Source organism: Virgibacillus carmonensis (assembly GCF_057836705.1).
This window is the reverse complement of record NZ_JBYQFJ010000005.1, coordinates 26,048-42,101: the sequence shown is the minus strand read 5'-3', so window position 1 is coordinate 42,101 and position 16,054 is coordinate 26,048. Positions and strand designations below refer to the sequence as shown.

18 protein-coding genes are annotated in these 16,054 nt (G+C 36.5%); 3 read left to right on the top strand and 15 right to left on the bottom strand.

The features are described 5' to 3' along the window. Positions 1-40: 40 nt before the first annotated feature. The 15 genes from AC3G7N_RS05380 to AC3G7N_RS05310 all read right to left on the bottom strand — a co-directional run bounded on the left by AC3G7N_RS05380 (position 41) and on the right by AC3G7N_RS05310 (position 11,916). Positions 41-460, bottom strand: coding sequence for a stage V sporulation protein AB (locus AC3G7N_RS05380; RefSeq protein ID WP_489421120.1), 420 nt, complete (start codon positions 458-460; stop codon positions 41-43). Further along, positions 447-1,061 carry a stage V sporulation protein AA gene (locus AC3G7N_RS05375; RefSeq protein ID WP_489421119.1) on the bottom strand — a complete coding sequence of 205 codons (615 nt, stop codon included), beginning with the start codon at positions 1,059-1,061 and terminating at the stop codon, positions 447-449. Before AC3G7N_RS05375 ends, AC3G7N_RS05380 begins: the two co-directional genes overlap by 14 nt. Before the next feature lie 123 nt (positions 1,062-1,184). Then, on the bottom strand, positions 1,185-1,937 hold the full coding sequence (gene sigF / locus AC3G7N_RS05370; protein ID WP_489421118.1) for an RNA polymerase sporulation sigma factor SigF: 753 nt from the start codon (positions 1,935-1,937) through the stop codon (positions 1,185-1,187). 10 nt (positions 1,938-1,947) lie between these two features. Beyond that, complete coding sequence (spoIIAB, locus tag AC3G7N_RS05365; RefSeq protein ID WP_489421117.1) at positions 1,948-2,388, bottom strand: anti-sigma F factor; 441 nt, start codon at positions 2,386-2,388, stop codon at positions 1,948-1,950. Then, positions 2,385-2,732 (bottom strand): anti-sigma F factor antagonist, encoded by a 348-nt coding sequence (gene spoIIAA / locus AC3G7N_RS05360; protein ID WP_489421289.1) that lies wholly within the window; start codon positions 2,730-2,732, stop codon positions 2,385-2,387. The genes spoIIAB and spoIIAA overlap by 4 nt, the downstream gene beginning before the upstream one ends. A gap of 101 nt (positions 2,733-2,833) precedes the next feature. Next, complete coding sequence (locus AC3G7N_RS05355; RefSeq protein ID WP_489421116.1) at positions 2,834-4,018, bottom strand: D-alanyl-D-alanine carboxypeptidase family protein; 1,185 nt, start codon at positions 4,016-4,018, stop codon at positions 2,834-2,836. Positions 4,019-4,150: 132 nt separating this feature from the next. After that, entirely contained in the window at positions 4,151-5,455 is a 1,305-nt protein-coding gene (locus AC3G7N_RS05350) for a pyrimidine-nucleoside phosphorylase (protein ID WP_489421115.1), read from the bottom strand. A gap of 24 nt (positions 5,456-5,479) precedes the next feature. Next, on the bottom strand, positions 5,480-6,298 hold the full coding sequence (locus AC3G7N_RS05345; RefSeq protein ID WP_489421114.1) for a purine-nucleoside phosphorylase: 819 nt from the start codon (positions 6,296-6,298) through the stop codon (positions 5,480-5,482). 14 nt (positions 6,299-6,312) lie between these two features. Continuing rightward, positions 6,313-7,491, bottom strand: coding sequence for a phosphopentomutase (deoB, locus tag AC3G7N_RS05340; RefSeq protein WP_489421113.1), 1,179 nt, complete (start codon positions 7,489-7,491; stop codon positions 6,313-6,315). 93 nt (positions 7,492-7,584) lie between these two features. Continuing rightward, positions 7,585-8,475: a site-specific tyrosine recombinase XerD gene (gene xerD, locus AC3G7N_RS05335; RefSeq protein WP_489421112.1), complete on the bottom strand. Its 891-nt coding sequence runs from the start codon at positions 8,473-8,475 to the stop codon at positions 7,585-7,587. A gap of 5 nt (positions 8,476-8,480) precedes the next feature. Then, positions 8,481-8,687: a DUF4227 family protein gene (locus AC3G7N_RS05330; protein ID WP_489421111.1), complete on the bottom strand. Its 207-nt coding sequence runs from the start codon at positions 8,685-8,687 to the stop codon at positions 8,481-8,483. A 197-nt stretch (positions 8,688-8,884) separates the two neighbouring features. Next, complete coding sequence (gene fur / locus AC3G7N_RS05325) at positions 8,885-9,340, bottom strand: ferric iron uptake transcriptional regulator (RefSeq protein ID WP_489421110.1); 456 nt, start codon at positions 9,338-9,340, stop codon at positions 8,885-8,887. 115 nt (positions 9,341-9,455) lie between these two features. Next, entirely contained in the window at positions 9,456-10,094 is a 639-nt protein-coding gene (gene spoIIM / locus AC3G7N_RS05320; protein ID WP_489421109.1) for a stage II sporulation protein M, read from the bottom strand. Positions 10,095-10,197: 103 nt separating this feature from the next. Beyond that, complete coding sequence (locus AC3G7N_RS05315) at positions 10,198-11,364, bottom strand: endonuclease Q family protein (protein ID WP_489421288.1); 1,167 nt, start codon at positions 11,362-11,364, stop codon at positions 10,198-10,200. Positions 11,365-11,370: 6 nt separating this feature from the next. Next, positions 11,371-11,916, bottom strand: a complete 546-nt coding sequence (locus AC3G7N_RS05310) for an NUDIX domain-containing protein (protein WP_489421108.1) — start codon at positions 11,914-11,916, stop codon at positions 11,371-11,373. A gap of 130 nt (positions 11,917-12,046) precedes the next feature. On the opposite strand from AC3G7N_RS05310, the gene AC3G7N_RS05305 reads away from it, so the two are divergent. From AC3G7N_RS05305 to AC3G7N_RS05295, 3 genes are all read left to right on the top strand, one after another. Further along, positions 12,047-12,964 carry an aldo/keto reductase gene (locus AC3G7N_RS05305; RefSeq protein WP_489421107.1) on the top strand — a complete coding sequence of 306 codons (918 nt, stop codon included), beginning with the start codon at positions 12,047-12,049 and terminating at the stop codon, positions 12,962-12,964. Between the two features lie 128 nt (positions 12,965-13,092). After that, entirely contained in the window at positions 13,093-14,343 is a 1,251-nt protein-coding gene (locus AC3G7N_RS05300) for a Y-family DNA polymerase (RefSeq protein WP_489421106.1), read from the top strand. Positions 14,344-14,432: 89 nt separating this feature from the next. Beyond that, positions 14,433-16,001, top strand: coding sequence for a hypothetical protein (locus AC3G7N_RS05295; RefSeq protein ID WP_489421105.1), 1,569 nt, complete (start codon positions 14,433-14,435; stop codon positions 15,999-16,001). The last annotated feature ends 53 nt before the right edge of the window (positions 16,002-16,054 follow it).

Here is a 16,054-nt window from a genome sequence, read left to right as displayed (position 1 = left end):
ATTAGATTGTTTTGTTGTCAATACCTATTCCCTCCATCGATCATTTTACAAAGAAGGTCCATTGAAAAATGGAACCAGTAATTTTCCCGAAAACAATCGCCATTAATAACCATAGCAATTGTTTATCGACACCAATACGTTTTGACAAAATTGGAAATACGTTTAACACCTCTGTCAATGCCGCTGCAAGCATTCCAGTAAATATTCCATGAAACACTCCCCACATCGCTAATATAATAAGCGGCTGATCCCACGTCGTTGCAGTAAAGGACAAATAAACTCCAAACAGCGAACCAGCAATAACACATGGACCATAAAGATATATTAATTTCATTGAACGACTTAGTTGAATTAACCTTGGTATAATGCCTAATACCATTAAAAACGCTATAAACCCGGATCCGACTGCAAGACCACTAGCAAGCCCAATAATTACCTCTACAAGCTTAATCAGGAACATGTTTATCGTTTAATTTGTTTTCATGATAACTTACATATTGATCCAGGTTTTGTTGGTAATTGTAAATTTCTATTTCGAGTGGGCTTGGTTCTTCATTAAATCGTTTTTTAAACCAATGGTTGAAGTAGAGTAACATTCCTAACCCTAAACCTACTGAATAAGGTATCTGTATCCATAAAGGAAATTCATTATGTTCTCCAGTCAATAAATAGTGTAATTTTTGTTGAACTGCCTGCATACTAACGTCATAATGGAAGTTCATAATTGTCATTGCTGTCCCGATAAATAACAACAGCCAAACGAATGCAACAACTAATACGGATGTTTTCTTTTTATGTTTATCCACACGAATTATCGACTGTTCTGGTCCCATTATTTGAAACTCCACATTTGGCAATAAGTTGGTCAAATGATCAATTATTATGAAGCTATCGATTATAACAATGTTGTTGTCTTTTTGTGTAATTCGGTAAATAGGAGTTTCTTCTAGTTGTTTTTTCATTTCTGTGGGTGCAGAGGTGTAAGCAATATGTTTTAATTTCACGTACTGTAACTTTTCAACGGTTATACTTTTTTTCATTCGCAAGTAGACAATTTCCATAACCTGTCTCTCACCTCTTTTTCATGTATAGTTCATAGTCTTTGTTAAAAAGTTATTTTTATCACGTTTGATTAATAAATATGAGAAAAAATAAAAAAAACACCACTGTAAAGTGATGTCAGATTAGTCCATTATTTTTTTCATTTCATCTAGAATCTTTTTCTCTAAACGTGAGACTTGAACTTGTGATATCCCAAGCCTTTCTGCTACTTCTGATTGTGTTTTATCCTTATAATAACGCAAATATACGATGAGCCGTTCTCTTTCATTTAGCCCTCTAATTGCCTCTTGTAGTGTTAATTTATCAAACCATCTTGTATCTTGATCGGCGATTTGATCTAGTAATGTAATCGGGTCGCCATCATTTTCAAAAACCGTCTCATGGATCGAGTGTAATGTCTTTGTAGCCTCTTCCGCTTGAACTACTTCTTCAGGGGTAATCTCTAAAATATATGCAATTTCATTCACCGTAGGCGACCGGCCAAGCTCTTTGGTTAATTCATCCCTTTTTTTTCGGATTTTATTACCAATTTCTTTTAGTGAACGACTTACTTTTACACTACCATCATCACGGATGAAGCGTTGAATTTCACCGATAATCATTGGTACTGCATAGGTGGAAAATCGTACATTATATGATAAATCAAATTTATCAATCGACTTGATTAAGCCAATACTTCCAATTTGAAAAAGATCATCTGGATCATATCCACGATTAATGAACCGCTGAACAACCGACCATACCAATCGGACATTCCTTTCAACCAATATATCTCTAGCTGATTTATCACCATTTTGGCTTTTATAAATGTATGCTTTCACTTCTTTATCCGTTAATTGTTCTTCCCGTTTATGATGCTTTACATTTACATCCATAGGCATATCCCTATTTACAAACCGTTTTACTTTTTGTTAATTGCTTTTTCATCATTACAGTTGTGCCCTCTTGTACGGTCGAAATTACATTAACGGAGTCCATAAAGTTTTCGATTATGGTGAATCCCATCCCTGAGCGTTCTAGTTCAGGTTTGGATGTAAATAAAGGTTGACGGGCTTCATCAATATCAACAATTCCAATTCCATCATCTTTGATTAAGAGTTCAATTTCGTCCTCATACAGTTTACATTCAATAGCTATTTTATGATTGGCTTCGTTATTGTAACCATGAATGATTGAATTTGTTACCGCTTCTGAAACCACTGTTTTAATTTCAGTTAATTCATCCATTGTTGGATCGAGTTGTGCGATAAACGATGCAACTAATACACGTGCAAATGATTCATTTTCACTAACACTGGAAAACTCTACATACATCTCATTCTTCATGAAGCCACCCCCAACGTAAATAGTGCACTCTGCTCATCATCTTCCAACCTGATAATCTTAAAAAGCCCAGACATTTCAAAAAGTCGTTTAACAGGCAATGAAATAGAACAAACTACCATTTCCCCTCCAAGCTGCAAAATTTCCTTATACCTACCAAGGACAACACCCAACCCCGAACTATCCATAAATGAAACGGATTCTAAATTTAAAATTACATGCTTCACTAGATTTTTTTCAATCATATTTTTCCACTGATTTCTTAATGCTTCTGCTTCATGATGATCTAATTCCCCTTCTAAGCGAACAATTAGAACATCCTCTACTACTTCGAATGTAGAATTCATCCCCACAAATTCTCCTCCTTACTAAAAGTTATATAGTTTACTTTCTCTACTGAGCAACACTATTCCTGCAAGGTGTCAAAAGAAGAAGATATTCGACAAAACTAGTTGTATTTAGCTATTTTTTGTAACGTGCGATTAAATAACGTAAATATATTAGCAGTATCTGCTTCCTCCTCAAGTACTAATGGTGTTTCAGATAAAACCTTTCCGCCGTTTTTGACAACCAATGTCCCAACTTGCTCCCCTTTTTTTAAAGGAGGGGCAATTAATTGATCTAGTTTTACAGATGTTGTAAACTTTTCGGCTTTCTCACCTTTTTTATGAACAGTGCTTATTGGTTGTGAGGAAACAACCTTAATATCGCTCTTTTTCGCTTTAAGTAGGTTTAATTTAGCAACCTGTTCCCCTTTTTTGTAGAGATTAGTGGTTTCAAAGTGCTGAAAGCTATAATCCAACATATTTGAGACGATAGAATTACGTACTTTTGGTGACTCAGCGCCCATAACAACCGTTACTACACGCATATCGTTCTTTTTTGCAGTAGCAGTTAAACAATATTTTGCTTCGCTGGTGTAACCTGTTTTCAATCCATCTACACCTGGATAAAATTTAACCAGTTTGTTTGTGTTTACTAACCAAAACTCATCCTCTTGTCCTTTTCTCAAATAATCTTCATAGACAGATGTATAATCAGTTATTTCTTCATGGTTTAGCAAATGCTGTGCGATGATCGCCATGTCATATGCAGTTGAATAATGATCCTCAGCAGGTAGACCTGTTGGATTTTGAAATTTAGTATTCTTAAGTCCCAACTCCTCCACTTTTTCATTCATTTTTTTAACAAACGCTTCTTCACTTCCAGAGATACGTTCAGCAAGCGCAACACTAGCATCATTTCCAGAGGCGATTGCTACACCTTTTAATAAGTCGTTAACTGTCATTTCTTCTCCTGCTTCTAAGAAAATTTGTGAACCCCCCATAGATGCAGCATATTCACTAATACGGATTTTTTCATCTAATTCAATTTTTTCATTGTCTAATGCTTCCATAATTAACAATAGGGTCATAATTTTTGTCATACTGGCCGGTGGAAGCTTTTCATGTGCATTTTTATCGTAAAGTATCGTACCTGTATCTTGTTCAATTAATATAGCAGATTTTGCCTTCGATGCTAGATTTAATGAATCAGTTTTCTTATCTGAAGTACTTTCTTCGGCATAGACCGGTATTGAAATTCCTACATAAACTATAAAAACAGTACAAAGTATAACTATCCAATTTTTCATTACTGTTACCTCCAACATTCTATTTATTTCTAGGTTTTCCAATATATTCACTTTTTATAAGTGGTTATAAGAATAAAAAACACTCAGAATTTCGTCTGATCCGAAATTCTGAGTGTTTAGCGCTTTCTTCATTTATTTTGTTTTAATATCATAGATTAAGGAAGGAATATCAACTGAACCAGTAGTAATTGTAATACTTTGATATAGTTTCCCCTTAACTTTATCAAGATTTGAATCATTTGCATGAATGGTTAGAAGGGATTCACCTTCTTTAACAGAATCCCCTATTTTTTTGTGGAGAATAAGACCAACTGCTAAATCGATTTCCGATTCTTTTGTTGCTCTACCTGCTCCAAGCATCATAGCAGCAGTGCCAATGTCATTCGCAACAATTTCAGAAATGGTACCTGAAGTTTTAGCAGGTAATTCCACTTTATGTGTCGCTTGTGGTAACAAATCAGGATTATCTGCTACACTTCCATCTCCGCCCTGTGCCTCTAAGAAAGTTTTAAACTGTTTAAATGCTTTACCATTCTTAATATTTTCTTCAAGCATCTTTCGTGCTTCTTCAATCGTGCTTGCTTTTTCAGCTAACACTACCATTTGACTACCGAGCGTTAAACACAACTCAGTCAAATCCTTGGGTCCCTGTCCTTTTAATGTTTCAATTGCTTCTTTTACCTCTAAAGCATTACCGATTGCTCTTCCTAATGGCTGTGACATATCAGAAATGACTGCCATCGTATTTCGTCCAACCCGATTTCCGATTGAAACCATAGCTTCTGCTAATTCTTTCGCATCATCAAGTTCTTTCATAAACGCACCAGCACCGGTTTTAACATCCAGAACAATTGCATCTGCACCCGATGCAATTTTTTTACTCATGATTGAGCTTGCAATTAACGGAATAGAATTAACAGTTGCTGTAACATCTCGCAAACTGTATAATTTTTTATCTGCTGGTGTTAAATTACCAGTTTGGCCGATTACAGCAACTTTATTTTTATTAACTAATTCAATAAATTCCGCACTAGTTATCTCTACATGAAAGCCTGGAACAGCTTCCAACTTATCGATTGTTCCACCAGTGTGTCCAAGACCGCGCCCACTCATCTTAGCAACCGGAACACCTAGTGACGCGACAAGGGGGGCCAAGATAAGTGTCGTCGTATCACCAACCCCACCAGTTGAATGCTTGTCTACTTTAATTCCTTCTATATTCGATAAATCAATTGTATCACCAGAGTTTACCATTGCAGATGTAAGCAATGCTCGTTCATCGTCAGACATATCTCGAAAATAAATAGCCATTAGTAACGCACTAACTTGGTAATCAGGGATTTCATCCTTTGTATACCCGTCAATAAAATACTGAATTTCTTCCTGTGTTAAATCGTTACCGTCACGTTTTTTTTCAATTAAATCATACATTCTCATGATAAAAACACTTCCCGTCAAAATTTAGGATTCTGTTTGGATAATCTTCTTTACGAATTGTAAAAAGTTCTCTCTTACTTTTTCAGTTGTTTCCATTACTTCATCATGTGTTAACGGTTGATCAAGTATTCCAGCAGCCATATTTGAAATACAAGAGATACCTAATACACGTATACCTGCATGACCTGCTACAATAACTTCTGGAACAGTTGACATTCCAACCGCATCTCCACCTAGAGTCCGAAGCATATTGATCTCAGCTGGGGTTTCATATACTGGACCTGTATTGCCGACATAAACACCTTTTTGAACCGTTAAGCCAAGTTCACTTGCACAGGACTCAGCATGGGAAACAAGTTCTCTATTATATACTTGTGACATATCAGGGAAACGTACTCCCAAACAATCATCATTGGGTCCGAGAAGCGGATTATCGCCCATGTTATTAATATGATCGGATATTAGCATTAAATCACCAGGATTGAACGCTTTATTTATACCACCAGCTGCATTTGTTACAATAATCGATTCGATACCTAATTCTTTCATTACTCGAACTGGAAATGTAACCTGTTGCATGGTGTAGCCTTCATAGTAGTGAAACCGCCCTTGCATTGCTATTACCTGTTTCCCCTCAAGTGTTCCAATTACGAGCTGACCTTTATGCCCTGTAACAGTGGACTCCGGAAAATGTGGTATGTCCTTATAAGGAATAGTAACTGGATTTTCAATCTCATCACCCAATACTCCGAGACCAGAACCTAGAATTAATCCAAAGCTTGGCTTAGAAGATATTTTACTGTCAATAAATGTACATGCCTCTTTTATCTTATTACTATACATAAATTCTTCTCCCCCTATCGAATCTCTTTTAAAAAGCTTATTCCATGCTCAGGCATTTTTATATTAAAGTTTTCGGCAATTGTTGCCCCAATGTCTGCAAAAGTCTCTCTTTGATCTATATGTGAGCCATTATCAATATTTTTGTGATAAGCTAATAATGGTACAAATTCACGTGTATGATCTGTACCAGCGTGGACAGGATCGTTACCATGATCAGCCGTAATTAACAACAAATCATCTTCCTTCAGATTGTTTAAAACCTCTGGAAGTCTTGCATCATACGCTTCTAACGCTTTACCATATCCTTTTGGGTCACGACGGTGTCCGTATTTCGCATCAAAGTCAACCAGATTTAAAAAGCTAATGCCATGAAAATCTTTATTCATTGATTCAACTAATTTCGTCATCCCGTCTTCATTATCAGTTGTTCGAATTGCTTCAGTTACACCTTCACCATCATATATATCGGAAATTTTACCTAACGCTATGACCTCATGGTTCGCATCTTTCAATTCATTCATAACCGTCCGGCCGAATGGTTTAAGTGCATAGTCATGTCGATTTGATGTGCGTTCGAATGCCCCAGGTATCCCGACGAACGGGCGTGCAATCACGCGCCCAACCATATACTTTTCAGCTAATGTTAATTCCCGTGCAATTTCACAAATACGATATTGTTCTTCAAGTGGCACAACTTCTTCATGTGCGGCAATTTGTAATACAGAATCCGCTGATGTATATACGATGAGCGCACCAGTGTCCATGTGCTCTTTACCTAACTCCTCTAATATTTCAGTACCAGAAGCTGGCTTGTTTCCAATAATCTTTCGTCCAGATTCAGTTTCTAATTTTTGTATAAGTTCTACCGGAAACCCCTCTGGAAAGGTACGGAACGGATGTTCAATATGCAGACCCATTATCTCCCAATGCCCAGTCATTGTATCTTTTCCATTCGAAGCTTCCTGCATTTTTGTATAATGTGCTTGCGGACTATCTTGACTTTCAATTCCTTTAATTTTGCGAATATTACTAAGACCCAATTTTTCCATATTAGGCATATGAAGCCCGTTCATGTGATCCGCGATATGTCCTAATGTATCTGCACCTTTATCATTAAACTTTTCTGCATCGGCGGCCTCACCAATACCAACGGAATCCATCACAATTAAAAAAACACGTTCAAAATTTTTCATGCTAATACCTCCCGTATTTATATTCCCAAACTTTTATTAATATATGTCATTATATATGAGTTGTAGGATGTCAGACAACTAAAATCAAAAAACTTATGCTCTAGGATGAAACGCCTTATATACATCCTTAAGTCGGGACTTGGACACATGTGTGTAAATTTGTGTTGTTGATATGTCTGCATGTCCTAGCATTTCCTGTACAGCCCTTAAATCAGCTCCATTTTCTAACAAGTGTGTCGCAAATGAATGGCGTAAGGTGTGCGGTGTAATATTTTTTTCAATATGCTTATCTTTTGCTGTACCCTTAAGAATTTTCCAAAACCCTTGTCTGGATAATGGCCTACCATGCTGATTGACAAACAAAACATCCTCTTTCCTTTTCTTAAGGATAATAGTACGTGAGTGTTCCATGTAGTCTTCTATGGCACCTTTTGCCACGTCACCTAGTGGAACGATACGCTCTTTAGAACCCTTCCCTAGACAACGGACAAATCCCATCGTTAAATGAAGATCATTTACTCTTAGAGTAATCAGCTCTGAGACACGCAGCCCTGTAGCATAAAGCAACTCAAGCATGGCTTTGTTTCGAATTTCCAACGGTTTACGTCCATTAATTGTAAGCAGTTTTTCCACATCTTTTGACGACAGTATCGCTGGTAATTTCTGTTCTCTTTTTGGTGTTTCAATATGTATACTTGGATCTTGATCAACGAGTTGCTCACGCAATAAAAATTGATGAAACAAACGAAAGGATGAAAGTGAACGTGCAATAGTTGCGGAAGATTTGCGTTCATCCTTTAACACATGTAAAAATCCGAGTAAATCAGTACGGGAAATGGTGTTCCAATCAGTTTTATGAAGCTCACTCTCCAGATACTGTACATACCGTTTCAAGTCACGCCGATAAGAATTGATTGTATTGACAGAAAGTCCACGTTCTACTTGTAAATAATGAAAGAAATCCTCAATCGAACGTTTAAGCATACTCGTTACTCCCCTAGTCGAAAAAATAGATTAAAGCGATCCATAAAATCGTTTTCATTTCCATAAACTTTTACAGCAGGCCCTTCAGGTGGATCATACTGATGATATTCTTTGTACTCTGCGTGCATAATTCGTAACCCAAAATAAAATAAAAACGTACATGCAGTAAATATAACGAAAACTTTTAACGTATCCCAAAACATTCGCTTCATCTAGCATATCTCCTTTATTCATAGCTTCCCTATTAAAAGATATGCCAAAAAACAGGAACAATATACATAAAACTATAAAACTAGGGTTAAAAATTATCCATTTTAAAAGTAACCTATTTTCTAAGATTTGTAAAACACCAAACAAAAAAGCCCTCTTTCGGTTTGCTAACAGAAAAAAGGCACTTCATTATGTGTTATTACGTGGTTTTAACAGCTACTTTTTGACACTGTTTACAAATCCCGTGGAAAGTTAAACGATGATCTTTCACTTGAAAACCCCAATCGTTTTCTACTATTTTTTCAACATCTTCTAACAAGTCATCAACAATTTCTTCAACTGACCCACACTCAATACAAACCAAATGATGATGAAAGTGTTCTGCACCTTCTTTACGAAGATCATACCTTGAAACACCGTCACCAAAATTAATTTTATCCACAATTTTCAGTTCTGATAATAACTCTAATGTACGGTACACTGTTGCAAGTCCAATTTCTGGTGCTTTATCTTTTACTAATAAATAAATTTCCTCTGCACTTAAATGGTCTTCTTCTCGTTCCAATAATACTCTAACTGTTGCCTCGCGTTGTGGAGTCAGCTTATAGCTTTGTGCATGGAGTAGCTTTTTAATTCGATCAATTCGGTGTTCCATGGCAAGTCTCCTCCCTCACTATTCCCACCTATTATTATATGCACAGTTGAAACGAGTGTCAAAGTATAATTATTATAAATAACTAACAATAATCATTATTATATAACATTAATTATTATTTATAATACATTCTGATTAAGGCCTCCATCGCCTCATTTGAAACATACGCTTCCATTAGTGCAGCGAGTAATGCCCCTGCTAATAATAAAGTAAATACAATCGCATACCGACTAAGCGGCTGCAATATTGGTTGTGATAACCGTCTGGAAAATAACTTATTTAGTAACGTTAAAGAGAAAATCATCGATAAACTACCTGCTACAAGGTATATTGGTATGACTACTAGATTCTGCGGTGCAATGGACAATGACGCAAGAAATAATCCTTCAAACCCAAGCTGGTTGACAATAAATCCGACTGAAAATCCGACAACCAATCCTTTTAAAAACAATAAAATCCACACGATTGGCAAACCTATAACCGATAACCCAAGAATAAATAACAAAAGTAAATATTTGGCGTGATAAAAGAAACTATTTTTAAGTATTTCACCATTATCAATTTCTTGGCTACCAGCAATTTTCTCAAAGAACCTTTCGAGATAAAAGAATAAATCCTGCTTCTGTACAAAATTCATGCTGTTCACAATAACTGCACCAAAAATAACTCCTGTTAAAAACAGAACTAACATAAATAAGTAGATGGTTGCGTATTTTTTTACATGATTTACAATTGGTATTTTACTTTGAAACATCGGAGTCCTCCTTAAGTGGTACAAACTATCGTATACTTAAAAACTATGAGGAATTCCGAATAAAAATACCAAAATCTACTTTTTTCTTATATTAATTTTAGAATTAAGAAGGATTAATACTCCCATATTTCCCCCCTCCACCAGCTGAGATTAGTAATTCTCCATTTCGCATTTGAATAATGGCTTTTGCTAACTTTTTTGGAACGACCTCTTCCAATCTGTTCAACGGTACCTGGTGAATAATGTTCATCTCTGTATTAAAATTTTCTAGTAGTTTTTTATATGTTTTTGGACCAAGCGATGGCAAGTATTCAAGCGGAACTTGATACATATATAGTGGCCTGTTCACCCTATTTCCGTTTGCATTGGCAAGCTCTTTTATACGGTCGTAAACTCCTTTTACAATTTTGGTTGAACTGCACGTTGGACAGACTGTAACACTTGTTGTTAACGGTTTAAAGCAATTACTACAAACAGTTGTGTGATATTTCCCGAGTTTCGGGTTCATTCCGAAATTGCGGCTTATCTTTCTGCCCTTCACCTGATGTAATGCCCAGTTAAACTCCATGAATGAAGGCTCTACCATTTCGATTTCTTGATACTCACGTGCAATTTTCCCTAAGGAATGGGCATCTGAGTTAGAAACAAACGTGTAATCATGTAATTCTTCAATTTGATCTGCCATGTTTGTATCTGAGCTAAGACCTAACTCAATCGCATCAATTAAATCTGGATCAAAAATTTCTTTAAGTGACTGCTTTACACCTTTTCCATATGTACTTTTAAATGGTGTAAATACATGGGCTGGGATAAATAAACCATCTAGCTCTTTCACTTTGTACTGCAGCGCTTTTGCTGAGCCGTAATAACGTTGTGAACTCAAATTAATATTTGTCATTCTGGTAGCCAACCACTCGGTAAACTCTTCCATTTTTGCTAGTGTTGGGAGATAGCATAAGACATGTACTGGTCCCTGACAATTCTCATCATATACCTCTATTTCTGAACCAAGAATCAATGTCACATCCTCAAACTGAATACCACCATCATCAAGCTCTTTTGCCTGATTGTTGTCCAATAATTCCTTTAATTCTTGTTGAACATGTGGAGCATGACTATCAATTATGCCTACTAAATGAATACCTTTATTCCTACTTGATTCGAGTAAAATATTTGTTAGTGTTAGGCTTTTTGCTCCAGTAATTTTGACTGGCTGGTCGTACATATCACGACCAATGTGAATATGCAGATCTGCAAAGAATGACTCCATCATTGCTTACATCATCTCCAATGTCTGTAAATAAAGAATTGCATAATTCGTTTTCGCATCTTGTATACGATTTTCCTTCACGTATTGTTGCGCTTCTTCTAGTGTTAGTTCCATTATTTCCACAAACTCATCCTCGTCACCGTCTACCTTTTCCTTTAAGGCTTCCAGTCTACTGCTTATGTATATATACATAATTTCATCTGCAAAGCCAGGTGACGTATAAAAAGATGCTACAAATTCTAATTCGTTTGTTGTATAACCTGTTTCCTCCTCCAATTCCCTGATTGCTGTAGCTTCCGGTTTCTCTCCCGGTTCCAATTTACCTGCGGGAATCTCAACAAGTGATTTTTCTAAAGGTTTACGATATTGTTCAACAAACACAATCTTGTTATTCTTTGTAATTGGGATAATTGCAACTGCGCCAGGGTGCTTGATAATTTCACGCTTAGATGTCTTTCCATTTGGCAACGTCACATCATCTACTTGTAAATGTACCACTTTACCATCGTATATTTTTTCAGAACGTATCGTTTTTTCTTCAAATTTCCGCATAAACTACCACCCTCTACCTACTTTCCCCCATTTTAACATAATTTAATAGTGGATTTATGCTGAAATAGTTGTAATCCCGCCAGCCAGTTTTTACACTAATACTATAGAAAGTGAAAATGGAGGTTAAAGGATGAACACAAACCGTTTAGGTAAATCAGATTTATATGTATCAGACTTAACGCTTGGTTGCATGTCACTTGGAACCAACGCTACTAAGGCAAAAGAAGTTATTGACGAAGCTCTGGATGCAGGAATCAATCATTTTGATACAGCCGATTTATATGATTTTGGAATGAATGAAGAAGTTGTTGGGGAAGCCATTAAAAATAAGCGTAAAGATATTATTTTAACAACAAAAGTCGGCAATCATTTTGACCGCGCCAAAAAGGATTGGCACTGGGACCCATCAAAATCGCATATTAAAGATGGATTAAAAGATAGCTTGCGTCGGTTACAAACGAATTATATTGATTTTTACATGCTACATGGCGGAACAACTGATGACCCCATTGACGAAACGATCTCAGCCTTTGATGAACTGAAGCAAGAAGGAGTTATTCGTGCATATGGTATTTCATCTATTAGGCCAAATGTAATACGTGAATATGTAAAGCGTTCATCCATCGATGGCGTAATGATGCAGTACAATATGCTTGATCGTCGCCCTGAAGAAGAAGTGTTAAATTTACTGGAGCGACATACTATTAGCGTTTTAGCTCGTGGTCCTCTAGCTAAAGGCATGCTTACGGAAAAAGGAAGCCAACAAATTGAAAAGAAAGGCCAGGATGGATTTCTCGATTATTCCTATGAAGAGTTAACACATATTTATCAGGAGTTATCAGAGATGGTGGATGGTTCTTCGCTTAGCAGTGTGGCTTTACACTATATTTCACATCATCCTGCTGTTGCGAGTGCTGTATTTGGAGCAAGCTCGGTTGCACAGGTTAACAACAATGTAACTTATAGAACTTCACAACCACTAACCGACGAAATGTATGCATCCCTTCAAGCTATTACGAAACCAATTAAATATGATAAACATAGATAATAAAAACCGGGGCGTGTGTTGCTCCGGTTTTGTCCTTCTTACAGACTAGAATTAATTTCCATTGATAATTAACTGCCCACCGCATACAATAAGAACAAATGTTCCTATTAATGGCGAGGTGAGTTAAAATGGATTACTCCACATACCCACGAAATGATGTACTTTGTATCGATATGCGTTCATTCTATGCAAGCGTTGAAGCCGTTAAATTAGGGCACGATCCAATGAAGGTTCAACTAGCTGTTGTTGGTGACACAAATAGAACAGGTAGCATCGTGCTAGCTGCTTCTCCGGCATTAAAGAAGAATCACGGCATTAGCAATGTAAGTCGATTTTTCGAACTACCGAATGATCCCGATATTCACATCGTAAGTGCACACATGGCCGACTACTTAGCCGTTTCGATGGAAATCACAAAGTTAATTAATCAATATGTACCAAAAGAAGCTATCCACCAATACTCTGTTGATGAAGTTTGGGTTACCGTAAATGGACTCCAAAAATTATTTGGAGACAGGTGGCAAGTGGCTAAGCTAATTAAGCAAGATATTTTAAAAAGCATGGGTATTACTTGCTCGATTGGTATCGGTGATAATAAATTTCTTGCAAAGGTTGTTATGGATTTACACGCAAAAAAAGCAGGAATAGCTGAATGTAAATACGGGGACGTGAAAGAAAAGTTATGGCCATTTCCAGTTCAAGATATTTGGGGGATAGGCCGAAAAATGCAAAATAACCTAAACAGAATGGGAATCGTAACCCTTGGACAGCTAGCAAACTTTTCCTTAGAACCATTAAAAAAACGTTTTGGGATTATGGGAGAACAGCTTTACTGGCACGCTTGGGGCGTTGATCTTAGCCCTGTTTTAGGAAATTTCACAAAGTCTGAACAAAAAGGATTCGGTCATGGAATTTCTTTATTACGTGACTACTCAAAAGAAGAAACCGCCGCTTGTATTCTCGACCTTTGCGAAGAAGCATGCCGTCGAGCAAGAACCGCTAATAAAGCCGGAAGAACCATTCACCTTGGTATATCGTATTCGAAAGTAACGGGTGGAGGCTTTAGTCGATCAAGGTCGATTACGCTTCCAACTAATATTACGATGGAAGTCTACGGTATTTGCATGCAACTATTTACTGAGTTTTATGATGGATTCAGTGATATCAGACACGTGTATGTGACCTTAGATAAACTTTATGAAAACGCGGAAACGCAATTAGATTTATTTGATGATAAAGCCAAGAAAAAGGATATCGGCTATGTAATGGATTCCATTCGTGATAAATATGGTTCAACCGCAATACTTCGAGCCACCAGCTACACCGAAGCAGGAATTACCATCGGAAGAAGCAAAAAAATAGGCGGTCACAGAGCCTAATGTATAAAGTTTAACATCTTCTTTCAGAAATATGATAATATTGTTATATCAAATGAAAAGACTAATTATTAGCAAAACGGGGGTTAACAATGAACAGAACTCTACTAAAACAGCTGTATTGGATCATACCTGGAATCATTATTATTGTAGGATTAACATTATTATTTTATCAAAATTTCTCTAAGGTTACGGAACCACCTGCACCCAATTGGAGTAGAAGTCTAACCGTTGGTAAAACGGACGTAAATAGGCTACCTCCCATTAAAAAAACAAAAGATGGGACGTATATCATTACTAGCTTCGAGGGCGAAAAATTAGTCACAACAACAATCAATAGTGAATTCACCGTACAAGATAAAAAAACCTATGACATACCCGTAGACAAGTGGACACAGGTTTATCAACAAGACGCGAATCTTATTTATTTTGATTTTACAAATATATACGATAAAAATAGGAATAAAATAATCTCTGATGTTGAGCGGTTTTATCCGCTAGAGAGCACAATTCTTTATGTGAAAGACAATGTATTATATCAACTTTCTCCAGATAACAAAAAATCGACAAAAGTTATGAATATTGATTTAAATAAGAAGGAGATTACCCCAAAAGAAAACGAAAATGGGGTAAATATATTAACCTATGCAACTGAGAAGGGTGAAATCAAAATAACGTTGCAACAACTAACTAATGGAACTGTTAAACAAAAGTATCAAACAAGCGTGCATATAAACCCTGGAAAAGTTGTAAACAATGTTTCGTTTGCGCTGGAAGATAAAAGACTGGGAATATTACTACAAGAGGAACTCGAATCACCTCAAGGGGCACAAGAGTTTTTTAACTATTTTATGCAAACAACGATTTCGGAACAAAATCCGCAAGCGTTACATGAATTAACACTACATGACCCAGCTGGAAGTAATGATTTAACAGAGATTTCCAATGTTGATCTAACATACAAAAATGGCATCCCAAGCCTATTATTTCAAGCAAATGGTCAAACCGAAACGCAATATAATGATAACACCGCCTTCAATATTTATAAGGCAACGATAAACGAGGATGGTACAACTGTTACCAAGCGACGAAGTAATACACCTGCGATATCAGTCAAGCCGCAATGGGTGAATGAGAAAACAATTGCATGGCTGGATTTAAACTCAGATGGCAACGCAATTAACTTTTCATCCAGTGATATTGCTGCAATCAGTCAAGCGACTGGGTTTAGTCAAGATGACTGGGTACGAACACTAGGTAAAACGCTTGGTATGTTATCTGCATCTCTATTTGCTGTTGCCATTTCTTCTGTATGGTTTATATGGCCAATAGTGTTCATTGCTTTAATGTATTTCTTCAGAAGCAGAACAATTGACCAGGATCCTATTTGGGTTTTTTATACAGGGATTGGGATTTATACTATTGCAGCATTAGTATGGAAAAATCAATTTTTCGTAAACAACATTTATATAAATGCACCAAGTTATTTAACCTTTGATGGCAGCTCCTATTTTTACCTGTTCTTATTTGCTGCCGTATCTTTCGGTATCGTGCAAGTAATAAAAAGGACACATGAATGGGATGGCACCATACGAATCATGTATTTTGTAGGAATTCACATCCTCCTGTTAACAACATTCTTTGGCCCTTACGTACTTTAAAAAACAGATCATACTGTGTGCAGTTCTATTACGAGACCCCACTGATAATGTAA